A 15,321-nucleotide genomic window follows, 5' to 3' on the forward strand; every position below is an offset into this window, starting at 1 on the left:
GGCGGCGGGGGGCCGCCCCGCCCGCGGCCACGGTCAGTTGCCGGTCACCCAGTTCCAGGCGGAGACCACCCACTCGGTCTGCTGCAGGTAGGCCACCCCCACGCCGACCAGGAACAGCGCGGTCACCAGGTGCGCCCCGCGGGCGCTGCGCCGCACCCGGCAGAGCTGCCGCTCCAGGACCAGCTGGCCGACCAGGCGGGCCAGGGCGAACAGCCCCACGGCGGTGAGCAGGCTGAGCACGAACGTGAGCAGCGGGGCGCCCAGGTCGCCCCGGCCGGAGATCGCCCAGATGCCCCAGCAGACGAAGGCGAACAGCGCGCCGGCCGCGCTCCACTCCCCGCCCCGGCGGAGCTGGGCGAGGTGCCAGCCCATCGGGCGTCGGGGTGCCGAATCGGCGGTCCAGTCGCTCGTGTCCACGGCGGGGAACTGCTCGGTCCGGGGCGTGCGCGGCTGGCCGACCGCGGCCACCCCGCGCCGGAACGCGTCCCGCTGCGGGGGCACGACGCCGGGCTGCGGCGGCACCTCGACCGTCCGCTCGGCCCACGGCTGTGTCTGGTCCGCCATCTCGTGTCCTCCCCCTCGACCGACGCCGACGACGGTTCCGAGGGTAGCGAGCCGGCAAATAGGGTGCCGACTCCGAACGTGATGGGTTAGACACATCCGATGACCGATGCGCTGGTGCCCCGGGCCGAGGACTTCGACGAGATCGCCGCGTTGCTGGCGCTGGCCTTCCACGACGGTTTCGACCCCGAACTGCTGGAGGTCGAGCGCCAGGTCTTCGAACCGGACCGGTCGCTGCTGGTGCGCGACGGCGGGACCGCCGTCGCGCACGCCGGGGCGTTCACCCGCGAGTTGGCCGTGCCCGGGGCCAGCGTGCCGGCGGCGCACGTGACCATGGTGTCGGTCGCCCCGACCCACCGCCGGCGCGGGCTGCTCACCGGGCTGATGCGCCGGCAGCTCCGCAAGGTCCGCGACGCCGGGCGGGAGCCGCTGGCGGTGCTCTGGGCCAGCGAGGGCCGGATCTATCCCCGGTTCGGCTACGGCCTGGCCGCGCAGCGGCTCGTCCTGGCCGGCGACACCCTCGGGCTGCGCCTGCCGGACCCGACGCCCGCCGAGGGCACCCTCCGCGTGGACCGGCCGGCGCCGCACCGGGCCGAGCTGGCCCGGCTGTACGAGCGGGTGCGCGCCGACCGCCCCGGCTGGTCGCACCGGGACGAGCGCTGGTGGGCGTACGTGCTCGCCGACGTGAAGGGGCTGCGGGGCGGCGCCACCGAGCGCCGGGTGCTGCTGCACGAGGGGCCGGACGGCCTCGACGGGTACGCGCTCTACCGGACGAAGGAGGAGTGGGCCGGCACGATGCCGCGGGCCGAGGTGCAGGTGGGCGAGGTGGTCGCCGCCCGGCCGGAGGCGTACCTGGCGCTGTGGCGGCTGCTGCTCTCGATCGACCTGACCCGCCGGGTGTCCTTCCCGATCGCCGCGGTGGACGAGCCGCTCTTCCGGCTGGTGGACGAGCCGCGGCAGCTCGGCCCCCAGCTGGCCGACGCCCTCTGGGTCCGCGTCGTCGACGTGCCGGCCGCGCTGGCCGCCCGCCGCTACGCCACCGACGTCGACGTGGTGGTGGAGGTCACCGACGACCTGCTGCCGGAGAACAGTGGCCGGTGGCGGCTGGTCGGCGGCCCGTCCGGGGCGGAGTGCAAGGCCACCTCGGCGCCGGCCGGGCTGGCCTGCGACGTCCGCGCCCTCGGTGAGCTCTACCTGGGCGGCGCCGGCCTGGCCGCGCTCGCCGCCGCCGGCCGGGTCCGGGAGGTGGTCCCGGGCACGGTGGCGGCCACGGCCGCCGCCTTCGGCTGGCACCGCGCCCCGGCCCCCATGGAGGTCTTCTGACTCCCCGGCGCCGCGCCCTGACCGGTACGGTCGGGTGATGGGTGATGCGGAGCGCCGGCGACGACGGCTGCGGCACCACGGCGACGGCGGAACACCGGAGGCCGAGGGCCAGAGCGCGAGCACGGCCGGGGTGCACGACGACGGCTCCAGGTCGCCGCGCGGCGTCAGACGCGCCGAGCTGGAGTCGTCGGAGCCCCGGGGCCGGCGCCCGGGCCCGTCGGCCGACGAGGGCGAGCGGGGGTTGCGCGGCCTGGTCGGCTCGGGCTCGTCGCAGGTGAGCGTGACCGCCGCGCTGCGGGCGCGGGACGCCGCCCGGCCGACCGACGAGGACCTGGCCGAGGCCGAGGCCCGGGTGGTGATCGTCCGCCGCAACTGGGTGCCCCGGGAGGACCTGCCCCGCACCGGGCGGTGACACGGGCGTGACCCGGCGGGCCGCGCCCGTCGGCGCGTCAGGCGGGCAGTTCGGGAAGCTCCCGGCTCTGCTCGTAGTCGGCGACCTGGGCGATCCGCCGGGCGTGCCGCGGGTTGCCCGAGAACGGGGTGGTGAGGAACGCCTCGACCAGGGCGGTCGCCTCGTCCAGGGTGTGCTGCCGGGCGCCGATCGCGACGATGTTGGCGTCGTTGTGCTGGCGGGAGAGCTGAGCGGTGTCGATGTTCCAGGCGAGCGCCGCCCGGACCCCGGCGATCTTGTTGGCGGCGATCTGCTCGCCGTTGCCGGACCCGCCGATCACGACCCCGAGGCTGCCCTGGTCGTCGACCACGCGCTCCCCGGTGTGCAGGCAGAACGCCGGGTAGTCGTCGTCCGGGTCGAAGGCGTGCGGACCCACGTCGACCACCTCGTACCCCTGCTTGGCCAGGTGGTTGGCGAGGTGCACCTTCAGCTCGAAACCGGCGTGATCGGATCCCAGGTAGACGCGCATACCGCGCAGTCTGACAGGCCCGCCCCCGCGCCGGCGCGCGGGCGGCGGCACGGAGGCGGATTCGTCACACGCTCAGCGGGGAAGTTCGGCGACGACCAGACCGGCCCGCGCCTTCGGCGTGAACCAGGTGCTCTTGCGCGGCATCTTCTCCCGGGCCAGGTTCACCGCGACGAAGTCGTCCACGGTCACCGGGGCGACGAGGACGGCCAGCTCGGCCCGGCCCGCGTCGACCTCACCGGTGAGCCAGCTCGCCGGGTAGTCGCCGCCCACGTAGGTGATCCGCTTGTCGCCCGGGTCGAGGCCGAGCGCGTCGCGCAGCAGCAGCCGCTCCACCAGCGCGTGGTCGAGGTTCTCCAGCCGGCCGCCGCCGACGTGCGGCAGGCGCACCGCGTACCCCTGGCCGGCGAGGTGGAGGTGCACGGTGCCGCCGGTCGCCGGGACGTCGACCGGGCCGGCGGTCGGGGTGACCTCCGCGCCAGCGGCGCGGAGCCGGTCGAGCAGTTCCCCCGGGGTGGTGGTCAGCTCGCTGACCAGCCGGTTGTAGGGCTGGATGGCCACCGAGGCCGGCGTGGTGATCACCGACAGGAAGCGCGGGAAGCCGCCGGTCTGCGCGGCCAGGCTGCGGTGGTTGCCGTCGGCGACCACCAGCTCGCCGCCGCCCGCCAGGGCGGTCAGCTCGTCCTGCGCCGGGCCCGGCCCGAGCAGCCAGATGGCGTGCGTGCGGCCGGCCTGGTCCACGTCGGTCGCGGCGGGCGCGCCGGCCGACTCGGTCGCCGCCGCGAGCGCCGCGTGCAGCTCGTCGCCGCGCCCGGTCTGGAGCAGGAGTACGGGTGAGAGCAGGTGACCCAGCGCCTCGGCCAGGGCGACCCGCTCCCGCACCTTGGCAATGAACACGTCCTCGTTGCGGATCACCAGACCGGGCTCGTCGGCCCGGGTGGAGATCTGGTCGGTGTCGACCATGGCGAACAGCCCGTATGCGCTCTCCTCGCCCGGCGCGCTGATCCGGTAGAGGACCACGACCTGCTCGGCCGGCGTGTAGCTGCCGTCCGCCTTGGCCTCGGCGAGGCGGGCCACCGCGTCGGGGAGCGCGTCGAGGAAGGACTTCCCGAGGCTCTCCGGGGCCCGGTGGGGCATCTCGATGCCGAGGGCACTGTGCGGATTCGCCTCGACGATGGCGGTGATCTCCGCGTCGTCGGCGAACTCGTCGTAGTTCTGCGCGCCGGTGCCGCCAGTGGTGATCCAGGCCCGGGCGATCGGATGCACGACCGTCATGCCCGCTGACGCTACCCGCGCCGTGCGGAGCCCCGGTGGCGGACCCGCACGCCGTCCACCAGATGAAAGGGCGCCGGTCAGCCGTTGCGGTGCCGGCCGGGGGCCGGGCTCCCACCCGGCGCCGGGGCGGCCGGACGGGAGCCGCCGGACGCGCCGAGCCGTACCGTGGTCGTCCCGGCGGGGGCCGGGCGGCCGGCCGCGGCGCTGGTGCGGACCGCGCCGGGGGGCAGGGCCGGCAGGCCCGCGTCGGTGGGTGGGGTCATCCGCGAGGTGGCCACCACCCGGGCGACCCCGACCACGATCGGCGGGGCCAGCAGGTCGGCCATCTCGGCCGGGACGGCCGGCCAGTCGCCCTCGGCCACCGACCAGTACGTCGCACCGGAGTCCTCGGTCGCCGTCACCGGCGCGTTGTCGGACAGGCGGCGGTGCTTACCCATGGGAACGCCTCCAGGAGCTGCCGGGCTGCGGCCCGGGGCGGGCCGCCGGCTGGGACACCCGGTGAAACGAGCCCCGCACCGGCCCGGTGACGGGGCGGTGCGGGGCTCGTCGGGCACGCCTCAGTCGAAGATCGGGCCCTGCTCCCGGGTGCGCTTCAGCTCGTAGAAGCCGGGCGTGCCGGCCACCAGCAGGACGCCGTCCCAGAGCCGGCCGGCCGCCTCGCCCTTCGGCGCCGGGGTGATCACCGGGCCGAAGAAGGCGACCTGCCCGCCGTCCGGGCCCGGGGCGTGGATCACCGGGGTGCCCACGTCGGTGCCCACCGGCCGCATGCCCGCCTCGTGGCTGGCCCGCAGCGCCTCGTCGTACTCGGTCGACTCGGCGGCGTCGGCGAACGCCGGGTCGAGGCCGACGTCGGTCAACGCGCCGGTCAGCATCTCCCGGCCCAGCTCCTCCTTGCCGAGGTGGATCCGGGTGCCCATCGCGGTGTAGAGCTTCGCCAGCGTCTCCCCGCCGTGCGCCTGCTCCACCGCGATGCAGACCCGCACCGGGCCCCAGCCCATCTGCATCAGCTCCTGGTACTGCTCCGGCAGGTCCCGGCCCTCGTTGAGCACGGCGAGGCTCATCACGTGGAACCGGATGTCCACGTCCCGAACCTGCTCGACCTCCAGCAGCCAGCGGGAGGTGATCCACGCCCACGGGCACAGCGGGTCGAACCACATGTCCACAGCGACACGTTCGGTCACGGTGTCATCCCTTCACGACTCCACGCGCCGGAGCTCCGGCGCCTTCCCCTCCGATCCTCACCCCACGCGGCATCGACCGGTAGCGGAATGAGAGCGTGACCTCGGCCACCGAAGGGTGACCGTGCATGGAAGACTCGGTTTCGGACCGGCCGTCACGAGCGGGCCGGGAGACCGGTGCCGCGGGGCGCGGCGAGACGAGTGGGATGGAGACGAACAGTGCCGGGAGTGCGCAACCTGACCCAGGTCGAGGCCACCGAGCGGGCCCGCCTGCTCGACGTCACCGGGTACGACATCAAGCTTGACCTGTCGACCGCGGTGCAGGCCGACGGCCGTACCTTCCGGTCGGTGACCGAGGTCCGGTTCCGCTGCGCCGAGCCGGGCGCGAGCACCTTCATCGAGACGGCCGCCGAGTCGGTGCGGTCGGCGACGCTGAACGGCACGCCGGTCGACGTCGCCGGCTGGTCCGCCGAGAAGGGCCTCACCCTCACCGGCCTGGCCGCCGAGAACGTCCTCGTGGTCGACGCCGACTTCGGCTACTCCAACAGCGGGCAGGGCCTGCACCGCACCGTCGACCCGGTGGACGGCGAGACCTACCTCTACAGCCAGTTCGAGACGGCCGACGCGCAGCGGGTGTTCGCCTGCTTCGACCAGCCCGACCTGAAGAGCGTCTACACCTGGCACGCCACCGTCCCGGAGCACTGGCGGGTGGTGTCCAACATGCCGGTGGCGCGCGAGGAGCCGGCCGGCGAGGCGCTGAAGACCGTCCACTTCGCCGAGTCGGCCCGGATGAGCACCTACATCACCGCGCTCTGCGCCGGCCCGTACCACGAGGTGCGGGACACCCACGACGGCATCGACCTGGGCGTCTACTGCCGGGCCTCGATGGCGCGGTACATGGACGCGGACGACCTCTTCCTGATCACCAAGCAGGGGTTCGACTTCTTCCACGAGAAGTTCCAGGTGCGCTACCCGCTGCCCAAGTACGACCAGCTCTGGGTGCCGGACTTCAACGCCGGCGCGATGGAGAACTTCGGCTGCGTCACGCACGCCGAGTCGCACTACATCTTCCGCTCGCAGGTCACCGACTTCGAGTACGAGCAGCGCGCCAACACGATCCTGCACGAGCTGGCGCACATGTGGTTCGGTGACCTGGTCACCATGCGCTGGTGGAACGACCTGTGGTTGAACGAGTCGTTCGCCGAGTGGGCCAGCCACTGGTGCAACACCCACGCCACCCGCTTCTCCGACGCCTGGACGACCTTCCTGTCCATCCGGAAGAACTGGGGCTACCGGCAGGACCAGCTCTCCTCCACCCACCCGGTCTACTGCGAGATGCCGGACCTGGAGGCGGTCGAGGTCAACTTCGACGGCATCACCTACGCCAAGGGCGCCAGCGTGCTCAAGCAGCTCGTCGCGTACGTGGGCGAGGAGCCGTTCGTGGCCGGCCTGCGGGCCTACTTCGGCAAGCACGCCTGGGGCAACGCCACCTTCGACGACCTGCTCTCCGAGCTGGAGGCGGCCTCCGGCCGGGAGCTGCGCAAGTTCGCCGCGCAGTGGCTGGAGACCGCGCAGGTCAACACGCTGCGCCCCGAGGTGACCACCGGCGCCGACGGCTCGTACGAGCGGGTGCTGGTCCGGCAGGAGGCGCCGGCCGGGCACCCCACCCTGCGGACCCACCGGATCGGGGTGGGCCTCTACGACCTGACCGACGGGCGACTGGTCCGCCGGGAGCGGGTCGAGGTCGACGTGACCGGCGAGCTGACCGAGCTGTCCGTGCTGCACGGCAAGCCGGCCGCCGACGTGCTGCTGCTCAACGACGACGACCTGACGTACACCAAGCTGCGGCTGGACGCGCAGTCAATGGCCAACGTGGTGCAGCACATCGCCGGCTTCGACTCGTCGCTGGCCCGGGCGCTCTGCTGGACCGCCGCCTGGGACATGACCCGCGACGCCGAGCTGTCGGCCCGGGACTACGTGGCGCTGGTGCTGGCCGGGCTGCCGGCGGAGACCGACATCAACCTGGTCACCGCCACCCTGCGTCAGGCGACCACCACGCTCACCTTCTACGCCGACCCGGCCTGGGCGCCGACCGGCTGGGCCGAGCTGGCGCGGACCGCCAGGACGGCGCTCGCCGCGGCCGAGCCGGGCAGCGGCTTCCAGCTCGCCTGGGCCCGGGCGTACACCTCCGCGGCCCGCTCCGGCGAGGACCTGGCCACGCTGCGCGGCTGGCTGGACGGCGCCGAGGTGCCGACCGGGCTGACCGTGGACACCGAGCTGCGCTGGACCGTCCTCCAGGCGCTGGTGGCCAACGGCGCGGCCGGGGCCGCCGACGTGGAGGCCGAGCTGGCCGGTGACCGGACCGCCAGCGGCGAGCGGGAGGCCGCGTACGCGCACGCGCTGGTGCCGACCGCGGAGAACAAGGCGACGGTGTGGGCGCAGCTCACCGGCCCGGAGGCGCTGCCGAACTGGCGCAACCGGGCGCTGCTGCAGGGCTTCACCCACCCGGCGCAGGTGGAACTCACCGCGCCCTACCGGGAGAAGTACTTCGCCGCCGTGGCGCAGGTGTGGGCGCAGCGGGACAGCGAGCCGGCGCAGGAGTTCGTCCAGCTCGCCTACCCGGCGTACCTGGTCGAGGACGACACGGTGGCGGCCACCGACGCGTGGCTGGCGCAGGAGGGCCACCCGGCCCCGCTGCGCCGGCTGGTGGCCGAGGGCCGCGACGGCGTGTCCCGCGCCCTCAAGGCCCGCGCCCGGGACGCGCAGACCGCCTGATCCTCACGGGCGGCCCGGGCCCGGCCCGGGCCGCCCGCACCAGGTCGGTGGGGCGGCGGAGTGAGACCGGCCCGGACGCCGCCACCTGGGCGGCGCACACGAGAAAGCCCGGCCCGCGTTGCTCGGGCCGGGCTTCGTCGTGAGTGGGTGGGCTCAGCCCTTGCCGGCGTGGCTGGCGAGCTGGTCGAGGCCCTGGATGATGCCGCCGGCCAGATCGCCGCCGCCGAACGAGGCCACCATGGAGAGCGCGGCCAGCTTGGCGTACGTGTCCGGGATGCGCTTGCGCGAGTATCGGCCGGTGACGATCTCGAGCTGCCGCTGGTTGGGCGACACGGCGATCAGCACCGACTTGTCCGGCTCGGCGAGCTGCCGGTGCAGCCGCTCGGCGTGCTCCCGGATCGGCTCGTCGAGGCCGCCCACATAGACCGAGAAGACCAGCCCGGTGCCCTTGTCGGCCAAGCGGAGCGCCTCGTCGATGCGGAGCAGCTGACGGGTCGAGAACGGCCCGTCCAGGACCTCCGGCGGGTTACCGGTCCCCGTCGCGGCCTGCTTCTCACCAACGGTCACTTGCGCCTCCGGTTCCACCGGCCGGTGCCTCCCGGCCGGCCTGCTCCTGCTTGCGGCTGGTCAGCGCCGGCGCCTGCGCCCCGGCCGTCAGTGCGGTGCCGGCCGAGTCGGCCAGCTGCTCCGGACGGCCCAGGAACCAGACCGGAGTGAAGTCGAAGGGCCGGCCCGGCCGGTAGCGCTTGGCGCCGCCACCGCCGCCACCACGGCTGCCCGCGGCCACCAGCCCGGCGATCACCAGCACGGCGGCCGCCGGGATGCCGACGAAGACCAGCAACGTCTCGGTAACAGACAATCCCAACGCCCCCAGGCGGAAAGAGAGACCAGGAATGTTCCGGGTCGGGTGGACGGTCATGACGACGCGCGCCCGACTCCGCTTGTGCTGTTCACGTTAGCGGAGTCGACCGCCCGCCAGATTGCGGGGTGGTGATCCCACCCGCCACAGCCGTGCTCCAGTTGCGCGGCAGTGGCTATCAATGTCGCGTCGTCGCCGTACCGGCCGGTGAGCAGCACCCCGACCGGCAGCCCGTCGCCCGTACGGCCGACCGGCAGGGAAACGGACGGGTCGCCGGTGACGTTGAAGATGGCGCAGTACGGCGAAAACCGGCGCTGCCGGTCGAAATCCTCGGCCGGGTCCAGGCTGGCGAACGCGCCCACCGACGCCTGCGGGGCGGCCAGGGTGGGGCAGAGCAACAGGTCGCAGCCGGCGGTACGGCGCACGCCCCGGCGCACCTGAGCCTGGAGTTCGCCGAGCGCGGCCATCAGCGGACCGGCGCCGACGGCCGTGCCCCGGGCCCGCAGGAACCGGGTCAGCGGCAGCAGGTCGCTCTCCCGCTCGGGCGGCACGGGAGCGAGCGCCAGCACGTACCAGATGGTCTCGAAGAGCGGCCACGCCTCGGGGCCGAGCGGCGCGGGGACGTCGACCACCTCGTGGCCGGCCGCGGCGAGCAGCCCGGCGGCCCGGTCGACGGCGGCCACGCAGTCCGGGTGGACCGGTTCGTCGGCGAGCATCGGAGTGGTGAACCGGCCGATCCGCAGCCGGCCCGGCGCGGCCTCCCGGGCGGCGCCCAGATAGCCGCCGGTGGGCGCGACGGGCGGCAGGTACGGCTCGCCGGGCACCGGTTGCGCCAGCACGTCGAGGAGCGCGGCCACGTCGGGCACGGTGCGGCCGAGCGGGCCGTTGATGGGCAGCCCGAACGCCCCGAAACCGAGCGGGCCGCCGGAGACCAGCCCTCGGCTGGGCTTGTAGCCGACCAGGCCGCAGAGCGCCGCCGGGATGCGTAGCGAGCCGCCGCCGTCGGACCCCTGCGCCACCGGCACCAGCCCGCCGGCCACCGCGGCCGCCGCCCCGCCGCTGGAGCCGCCCGCCGTGTAGCCGAGGCCCCACGGGTTGCGGGCCGGTGGCGCGACGAGCCCCTCGGAGTAGAGCGAGCAGCCCAGCTCGGAGGTGGTGGTCTTGCCGAGGCTGACCAGCCCGGCGGCGGACATGAGACGGACCACGTCGGCGTCGACCGGCGGCACGAAGTCGGCGAAGGCGGCCGAGCCGAAGGTGGTACGCACCCCGGCGGTGAGGGTCAGGTCCTTGATCGCGGTCGGCACCCCGTGCAGCGGGCCCCGCCGCTCCGCCGGGGCGGCGTCGGCGGCGGCCGCCGCGGCCCGCGCGGGTTCCGGGGTGACCGTGACGAACGCGCCGAGGGTGTCGCCGAGCGCGTCCACCCGGAGCAGGTGGTGCTCGACCAGTTCCACGCTGGACAGCTCACCCCGGCGGATCGCGGCGGCCTGCTCCAGCGCGGTCAGGTCGTGCGGCTCGGCCATACCGCCATCCTGCCTGGTCACAGCGGCCCTCGCACTCATCACCCGCCGCGTGCCCGTCGGCCAACCGGGGGTGACCCGTCAGTTTGCTCTGCCGCCACCCACGCAACACCGTGTCGCCGAGGTGCTGCGCCGACGGGTGCAGAGCAAAGGCGGCGCGAGGTGGTGCCGCGGTTGCCGGGGGGTCAGCCGTGCAGGAAGCGCAGGGCGTTGCGGGACAGGAGCTTGTCGCGCTGGTCGGTGGTGAGGAAGTCGGCCTTGCGGACCACCTGCCCGACCGGCCGCTCCCCCAGCGGGTACGGGTAGTCGCTGCCGACCAGCACCCGGTCCTCCCCCATGGTGTCGACCAGCAGCCGCAGCGCCGCCGGCTCGAAGACCACGGAATCGACGGAGAACCGGTCGACGTAGGCGCTGGGCGGGGCGCTGGACGCGCCGCGGACCAGGTCGCCGCGGCGGTGCCAGGCGTTGTCGGCACGGCCCAGCCAGAACGGGAAGCTGCCGCCGCCGTGCGCGAAGCAGATCCGCAGCGTCTCCGGCACCCGGTCGAAGACCCCGCCGAGAATCAGCGCCAGCACCGACAGGTGCGTCTCGGCCGGCATCCCGGTCAGCCAGCGGGCCATCCACCGGTCCAGCCGGGGGCCGCCCGGCATGTCCCACGGGTGCACGAAGACCGGCGCGCCCACCTCGGCGCAGTGGGTCAGGAACTGCACGATGCCGGCGTCGTCGAGGTCGCGGTCGCCGACGTGGTTGCCGATCTCCACCCCGGCGTGCCCGGCGGCCAGGCAGCGGTCCAGCTCGGCGCAGGCGGCGTCCGGGTCCTGCAACGGCACCTGGCAGAAGGGCACCAGCCGGTCGCCCCCGGCCGCGGTGACCTCCAGGGTGAGGTCGTTGAAGATGCGGGCCACCTTGACCGCCTGGTCGGCGGGGCGGTCGTAGCTGAAGAAGACCGGGGTGGGCGAGACGACCTGCACGTCGACGCCGTCGGCGGCCATGTCGGCGAGCCGGGTCTCCGGGTCCCAGCACTCCGCGCCGACCGGCCGGAACTCCGTCTCCCCCACCATGATCATGGCGGCGCGCTCGGAGTCCACCCGCAGCCATGGCCAGCCGGACCCGCCGCAGGCTGCGGCGAGGTCCGGCCACCCCTTGGGTACGACGTGCGTGTGCACGTCGACGACGGGTCGGGGCATCAGCCCTTGCCCGGGTGCAGCGCGCCGCAGGCGGTGCAGGTGCGGGCCTTCTCGTCGGCGTAGAACGCCGCGAAGACCGGCGGCAGGTCGGCGGCGATGTCGCGGACCTGGAGCTCCACCTCGTGCACCTTGTGGTGGCACTCGGGGCAGTACCACTGGAACTTCTCCAGCGTGCCCTCCTCGCGGACCCGCTCGATCACCATGCCGATCGAGCCGGCCTCCGGGCGCTGCGGCGAGTGCGGAGTGTTGCGCGGCAGCATCCACATCTGACCCTCGCGCACGTGCACCGTACGCGGCCCCTCGGGGAGCATCAGGTTGATGTGCATGTTGCCCTTGACCTGGTAGAAGAACTCCTCGTACGGGTCGACGTGGAAGTCGGTCCGCTGGTTCGGGCCGCCCACCACCATGACGATGAAGTCGTCGCTGCCCGGCAGCATCTCCTTGTTGCCCACCGGCGGCTTGAGCAGGTGCTGGTTGTCCCCGATCCAACCCTGGAAGCTGAACGGCTCGGCGATCTCACTCACGACTGACCTCCCGACGGAAGTAGGGCCACGGCCTGCATCTCGATCAGCAGGTGCGGATGCGGAAGCTGGTGCACGGCCACCGTGGTCCGGGTCGGCCCGGTGGCGTCGAAGAACTCCGCCCACACCTCGTTGTAGCCACCGAAGTCGTTCATGTTGACCAGGTAGCTGGTGACCTGCACCAGGTCGCTCAGGTCCGCGCCGACCGAGCGGAGCAGGTCGCGGATGTTCCCGATCACGGCCCGGGTCTGCGCCCGGATGTCGAGGTCGGTGGTGCCGAACTCGTCCACCGAGACACCGGCGAAGGTGTTGTCCGGCCGGCGCGACGACGTACCCGAGACGTAGACGAACCCGCCGGCGACCTTGACGTGCGGGAAGGCGCCGCGCGGCACGGCCTTCCCGGCCACCACCCGGGCCGTCATGACCCCGCCCGCAGCGAGGCGGTGCCGAGCTTCTCCACCACGGCCCGGACGTGCGCGCCGGGGCGCAGCGGCACGGCGGCGGTGGCCGCCCCGGCCAGGAAGACCCAGCCCTCGCGGAGCCGGACGCCGTGCCGGGCGGCCAGCCGGATGCCCTCGTCCAGCGCCCGGCGCGGGTCGCCGAGGATCGCGGCCGTGGAGCCGACCTGCGCCACCCGCCCGTCGATCTCCAGCAGCACGCCGAGGTTGTCCAGCCCGTCCGGCACCGGCGACCAGGGCCCGACCACGAAGGCCGCGGCCGAGGTGTTGTCGGCGATGACGTCCGGCAGGGAAAAGGTGAAGTTGGCGTACCGGGAGTCGATCAGCTCGATCGCCGGGGCGACCGCGCGGACCGCCTCGGTGAACGCGCCGACCGGCGCACCGGGCTCGGGGAGGCGGTCAAGCAGGAACGCCACCTCCGGCTCGACCCGGGGGTGGATGAAGTCGGCCACTTCGACCGTGCCGCCGTCGGGCACCCGCATCACGTCGGTGAGCCGGCCCCAGATCACCTCGTCGACGCCGACCTGGGCCATCTTGGCCTTGCTGGTCAGCCCCATCTTCAGCCCGACCAGCCGCTCGCCCCGGTCGAGGCGGCGCTGGAGCAGCGCGGTCTGCACCGCGTACGCGGCGTCGACGTCGAGGCCAGCCTCGGCGGCGAGTTGGGGGATCGCGCTGGCGGTGTCGGCGGCCGCGCCCAGCTTCTCGGCGATCCCCGCGATGTCCGGTCCGATCATGGGTGCTCCTTGCTCGCCAGGTCGAGTGCCACGTCCACGATCATGTCCTCCTGGCCGCCGACCATCCGGCGCCGGCCCAGCTCGACCAGGATCGAGCGGACGTCCACCCCGTACTTCGCGGAGGCGCGTTCGGCGTGGCGGAGGAAGCTGGAGTAGACGCCCGCGTAGCCGAGGGAGAGCGTCTCCCGGTCGACCTGGACCGGCCGGTCCTGGAGCGGGCGGACCAGGTCGTCGGCCGCGTCCATCAGCGCGAACACGTCGCAGCCGTGCTTCCAGCCGTGCAGTTCGGCGACCGCGACGAAGACCTCCAGCGGGGCGTTGCCGGCGCCCGCGCCCATGCCGGCCAGGGAGGCGTCCACCCGGACGGTCCGGCCGTGCGGCGAGCCGAGCGGCCCGGCGCCGAGGATCCGGCCGTGCTCGACGGCCAGCACGCTGTTGGCCACGCCGAGCGACAGGTTGTGGTGGGCGTGGATGCCGATCTGCGTCTCCGGATCGAGCACCTGCCGGTACGCGTCGACCCGCTCGGACACGTCGGACATGAGCAGCCGCCCGCCGGAGTCGGTGACGTAGACGCAGTGCGCCCCGTACGACTCCATGAGCTTGGCCTGCGCGGCCAGCCCGGCCGGGTCGTTCATGTGCGACATCATCAGGAACCCGGAGACGTCCATGCCGTTCTCCCGGGCCCAGGAGATGTGCTGGGCGGAGATGTCCGCCTCGGTGCAGTGGGTGGCGATCCGGACGCTGGTCACCCCGAGCGCCTTGGCCGCTTTCAGGTCGGCGATGGTGCCGATGCCGGGCAGCAGCAGGGTGGTGAGCCGAGCGCTGGTCAGCACCTCGGCGGCGGCGGAGATCCAGTCGGCGTCGCCGGCCGCGCCATGGCCGTAGTTGACGCTGGAGCCGGCCAGCCCGTCGCCGTGCGCCACCTCGATGGCGGCCACTCCGGCCGCGTCGAGCGCGGCGGCGATGGTCCGCACCTGGTCCACGGTGTACCGGTGCGCGATGGCGTGCATGCCGTCGCGCAGCGTCACGTCCTGGATGTAGAGGTCGGTCATGCCGGGACCCCCTTGGTGCGCAGGGCGACCAGTCGCTCGGCGGTGCGCAGCGCGGCCGACGTCATGATGTCCAGGTTCCCGGCGTACGCGGGCAGGTAGTGCCCGGCGCCGGAGACCTCCAGGAAGACCGAGACCTGGAGCCCGGTGAAGTGCCGGCCCAGCACCGGCGCGTAGGTGTCCACCCGGTCGAACTGCACGTCCTGCTTGAGCCGGTAGCCCGGGACGTACTCCTGCACGGTCTTCACCATCTCCGAGACCGAGGCGGCGATGGCGGAACGGTCGGCGTCGGCGTCCGGGCAGAGGCAGTAGACCGTGTCCCGCATGAGCAGCGGCGGGTCGGCCGGGTTCAGCACGATGATGGCCTTGCCGCGCTCGGCGCCGCCGACCACCTCGATGGCCCGGGCGGTGGTCTCGGTGAACTCGTCGATGTTGGCGCGGGTGCCCGGCCCGGCCGACTTCGAGGCGATCGAGGCGACGATTTCCCCGTACGCGACCGGGGTGACCCGGCCGACCGCGTGCACGATCGGCACGGTGGCCTGCCCGCCGCAGGTCACCATGTTCACGTTGGGCCGGTCCAGGTGCTCGTCGAGGTTGACCGGCGGCACCACGTACGGGCCAATCGCGGCCGGGGTCAGGTCGACCACGGTCCGGCCGTGCGCCCGCAGCACCGCGTCGTGGTGCCGGTGCGCGCCGGCCGAAGTGGCGTCGAAGACCAGCTCGACGTCGGCGAACTCGGGCAGCGCCACCAGCCCGTCGACGCCCTCGGCGGTGGTCGCCACGCCGAGCCGCCGGGCCCGGGCGAGACCGTCGGACGCCGGGTCGATGCCGGCCATCGCCACCATCCGCAGCTCGGTGCTGAGCCGCAGCACCTTGATCATCAGGTCGGTGCCGATGTTGCCCGACCCGAGCACCGCCACGCCGACGGTCATGCTGTGCCGCCTTTCGTTCGCACCTGCGGGGCTCG

17 protein-coding genes are annotated in these 15,321 nt (G+C 73.8%); 3 read left to right on the forward strand and 14 right to left on the reverse strand.

Features of this window, described 5'->3' with window-relative positions:
- Window positions 1–33 precede the first annotated feature (33 nt).
- Window positions 34–564: a hypothetical protein gene (locus AC0OLQ_RS29605; RefSeq protein ID WP_484528962.1), complete on the reverse strand. Its 531-nt coding sequence runs from the start codon at window positions 562–564 to the stop codon at window positions 34–36.
- A 99-nt stretch (window positions 565–663) separates the two neighbouring features.
- Here AC0OLQ_RS29605 and AC0OLQ_RS29610 point away from each other — a divergent pair, with 99 nt between their 5' ends.
- Both AC0OLQ_RS29610 and AC0OLQ_RS29615 read left to right on the forward strand, forming a co-directional pair.
- A complete protein-coding gene (locus AC0OLQ_RS29610) occupies window positions 664–1,884 on the forward strand; it encodes a GNAT family N-acetyltransferase (protein ID WP_484528963.1) in 1,221 nt (406 codons plus the stop codon).
- A 37-nt stretch (window positions 1,885–1,921) separates the two neighbouring features.
- Entirely contained in the window at window positions 1,922–2,296 is a 375-nt protein-coding gene (locus AC0OLQ_RS29615; RefSeq protein WP_484528964.1) for a hypothetical protein, read from the forward strand.
- A gap of 37 nt (window positions 2,297–2,333) precedes the next feature.
- Here the strand turns inward: AC0OLQ_RS29615 and AC0OLQ_RS29620 are convergent, their stop codons facing one another.
- The 4 genes from AC0OLQ_RS29620 to AC0OLQ_RS29635 all read right to left on the reverse strand — a co-directional run bounded on the left by AC0OLQ_RS29620 (window position 2,334) and on the right by AC0OLQ_RS29635 (window position 5,257).
- On the reverse strand, window positions 2,334–2,804 hold the full coding sequence (locus AC0OLQ_RS29620) for a ribose-5-phosphate isomerase (RefSeq protein ID WP_357343893.1): 471 nt from the start codon (window positions 2,802–2,804) through the stop codon (window positions 2,334–2,336).
- 72 nt (window positions 2,805–2,876) lie between these two features.
- Window positions 2,877–4,076 carry a DUF1015 family protein gene (locus tag AC0OLQ_RS29625; protein ID WP_484528965.1) on the reverse strand — a complete coding sequence of 400 codons (1,200 nt, stop codon included), beginning with the start codon at window positions 4,074–4,076 and terminating at the stop codon, window positions 2,877–2,879.
- A gap of 77 nt (window positions 4,077–4,153) precedes the next feature.
- Window positions 4,154–4,513, reverse strand: coding sequence for a hypothetical protein (locus AC0OLQ_RS29630; RefSeq protein WP_484528966.1), 360 nt, complete (start codon window positions 4,511–4,513; stop codon window positions 4,154–4,156).
- A 120-nt stretch (window positions 4,514–4,633) separates the two neighbouring features.
- Window positions 4,634–5,257 (reverse strand): mycothiol-dependent nitroreductase Rv2466c family protein, encoded by a 624-nt coding sequence (locus AC0OLQ_RS29635; RefSeq protein ID WP_484528967.1) that lies wholly within the window; start codon window positions 5,255–5,257, stop codon window positions 4,634–4,636.
- A gap of 225 nt (window positions 5,258–5,482) precedes the next feature.
- Between AC0OLQ_RS29635 and pepN the strand changes: the two genes are divergently transcribed.
- Window positions 5,483–8,029: an aminopeptidase N gene (gene pepN / locus AC0OLQ_RS29640; RefSeq protein WP_484528968.1), complete on the forward strand. Its 2,547-nt coding sequence runs from the start codon at window positions 5,483–5,485 to the stop codon at window positions 8,027–8,029.
- 153 nt (window positions 8,030–8,182) lie between these two features.
- Here the strand turns inward: pepN and AC0OLQ_RS29645 are convergent, their stop codons facing one another.
- The 9 genes from AC0OLQ_RS29645 to AC0OLQ_RS29685 form a co-directional block, all read right to left on the reverse strand.
- A complete protein-coding gene (locus AC0OLQ_RS29645; RefSeq protein ID WP_357343903.1) occupies window positions 8,183–8,596 on the reverse strand; it encodes a DUF5130 family protein in 414 nt (137 codons plus the stop codon).
- Window positions 8,583–8,894 carry an aa3-type cytochrome oxidase subunit CtaJ gene (gene ctaJ, locus AC0OLQ_RS29650; protein WP_484528969.1) on the reverse strand — a complete coding sequence of 104 codons (312 nt, stop codon included), beginning with the start codon at window positions 8,892–8,894 and terminating at the stop codon, window positions 8,583–8,585. The genes AC0OLQ_RS29645 and ctaJ overlap by 14 nt, the downstream gene beginning before the upstream one ends.
- 50 nt (window positions 8,895–8,944) lie before the next feature.
- Window positions 8,945–10,408, reverse strand: coding sequence for an amidase (locus AC0OLQ_RS29655; RefSeq protein ID WP_484528970.1), 1,464 nt, complete (start codon window positions 10,406–10,408; stop codon window positions 8,945–8,947).
- A 182-nt stretch (window positions 10,409–10,590) separates the two neighbouring features.
- Complete coding sequence (locus AC0OLQ_RS29660) at window positions 10,591–11,592, reverse strand: amidohydrolase family protein (protein ID WP_484528971.1); 1,002 nt, start codon at window positions 11,590–11,592, stop codon at window positions 10,591–10,593.
- On the reverse strand, window positions 11,592–12,116 hold the full coding sequence (locus AC0OLQ_RS29665) for a 3-hydroxyanthranilate 3,4-dioxygenase (protein ID WP_484528972.1): 525 nt from the start codon (window positions 12,114–12,116) through the stop codon (window positions 11,592–11,594). Before AC0OLQ_RS29665 ends, AC0OLQ_RS29660 begins: the two co-directional genes overlap by 1 nt.
- On the reverse strand, window positions 12,113–12,535 hold the full coding sequence (locus tag AC0OLQ_RS29670; protein WP_484528973.1) for a RidA family protein: 423 nt from the start codon (window positions 12,533–12,535) through the stop codon (window positions 12,113–12,115). Before AC0OLQ_RS29670 ends, AC0OLQ_RS29665 begins: the two co-directional genes overlap by 4 nt.
- Complete coding sequence (locus AC0OLQ_RS29675) at window positions 12,532–13,305, reverse strand: 2-keto-4-pentenoate hydratase (protein WP_484528974.1); 774 nt, start codon at window positions 13,303–13,305, stop codon at window positions 12,532–12,534. The genes AC0OLQ_RS29670 and AC0OLQ_RS29675 overlap by 4 nt, the downstream gene beginning before the upstream one ends.
- A complete protein-coding gene (dmpG, locus tag AC0OLQ_RS29680; RefSeq protein WP_484528975.1) occupies window positions 13,302–14,357 on the reverse strand; it encodes a 4-hydroxy-2-oxovalerate aldolase in 1,056 nt (351 codons plus the stop codon). Before dmpG ends, AC0OLQ_RS29675 begins: the two co-directional genes overlap by 4 nt.
- The gene (locus tag AC0OLQ_RS29685; protein WP_357343916.1) at window positions 14,354–15,286 is read right to left on the reverse strand and encodes an acetaldehyde dehydrogenase (acetylating); all 933 of its coding nucleotides are present in this window, start codon (window positions 15,284–15,286) and stop codon (window positions 14,354–14,356) included. The genes dmpG and AC0OLQ_RS29685 overlap by 4 nt, the downstream gene beginning before the upstream one ends.
- Window positions 15,287–15,321: the final 35 nt, after the last annotated feature.

The sequence above is a fragment of the Micromonospora sp. Utrum1 genome, from assembly GCF_057197805.1.

Bases quoted from the DNA above. Each gene is read 5' to 3' on its own strand.
- AC0OLQ_RS29605 (WP_484528962.1), bottom strand. From the start codon at position 564: ATGGCGGACCAGACACAGCCGTGGGCCGAGCGGACGGTCGAGGTGCCG.
- AC0OLQ_RS29610 (WP_484528963.1), top strand. From the start codon at position 664: ATGACCGATGCGCTGGTGCCCCGGGCCGAGGACTTCGACGAGATCGCC.
- AC0OLQ_RS29615 (WP_484528964.1), top strand. From the start codon at position 1,922: ATGGGTGATGCGGAGCGCCGGCGACGACGGCTGCGGCACCACGGCGAC.
- AC0OLQ_RS29620 (WP_357343893.1), bottom strand. From the start codon at position 2,804: ATGCGCGTCTACCTGGGATCCGATCACGCCGGTTTCGAGCTGAAGGTG.
- AC0OLQ_RS29625 (WP_484528965.1), bottom strand. From the start codon at position 4,076: ATGACGGTCGTGCATCCGATCGCCCGGGCCTGGATCACCACTGGCGGC.
- AC0OLQ_RS29630 (WP_484528966.1), bottom strand. From the start codon at position 4,513: ATGGGTAAGCACCGCCGCCTGTCCGACAACGCGCCGGTGACGGCGACC.
- AC0OLQ_RS29655 (WP_484528970.1), bottom strand. From the start codon at position 10,408: ATGGCCGAGCCGCACGACCTGACCGCGCTGGAGCAGGCCGCCGCGATC.
- AC0OLQ_RS29660 (WP_484528971.1), bottom strand. From the start codon at position 11,592: ATGCCCCGACCCGTCGTCGACGTGCACACGCACGTCGTACCCAAGGGG.
- AC0OLQ_RS29670 (WP_484528973.1), bottom strand. From the start codon at position 12,535: ATGACGGCCCGGGTGGTGGCCGGGAAGGCCGTGCCGCGCGGCGCCTTC.
- AC0OLQ_RS29675 (WP_484528974.1), bottom strand. From the start codon at position 13,305: ATGATCGGACCGGACATCGCGGGGATCGCCGAGAAGCTGGGCGCGGCC.
- dmpG (WP_484528975.1), bottom strand. From the start codon at position 14,357: ATGACCGACCTCTACATCCAGGACGTGACGCTGCGCGACGGCATGCAC.
- AC0OLQ_RS29685 (WP_357343916.1), bottom strand. From the start codon at position 15,286: ATGACCGTCGGCGTGGCGGTGCTCGGGTCGGGCAACATCGGCACCGAC.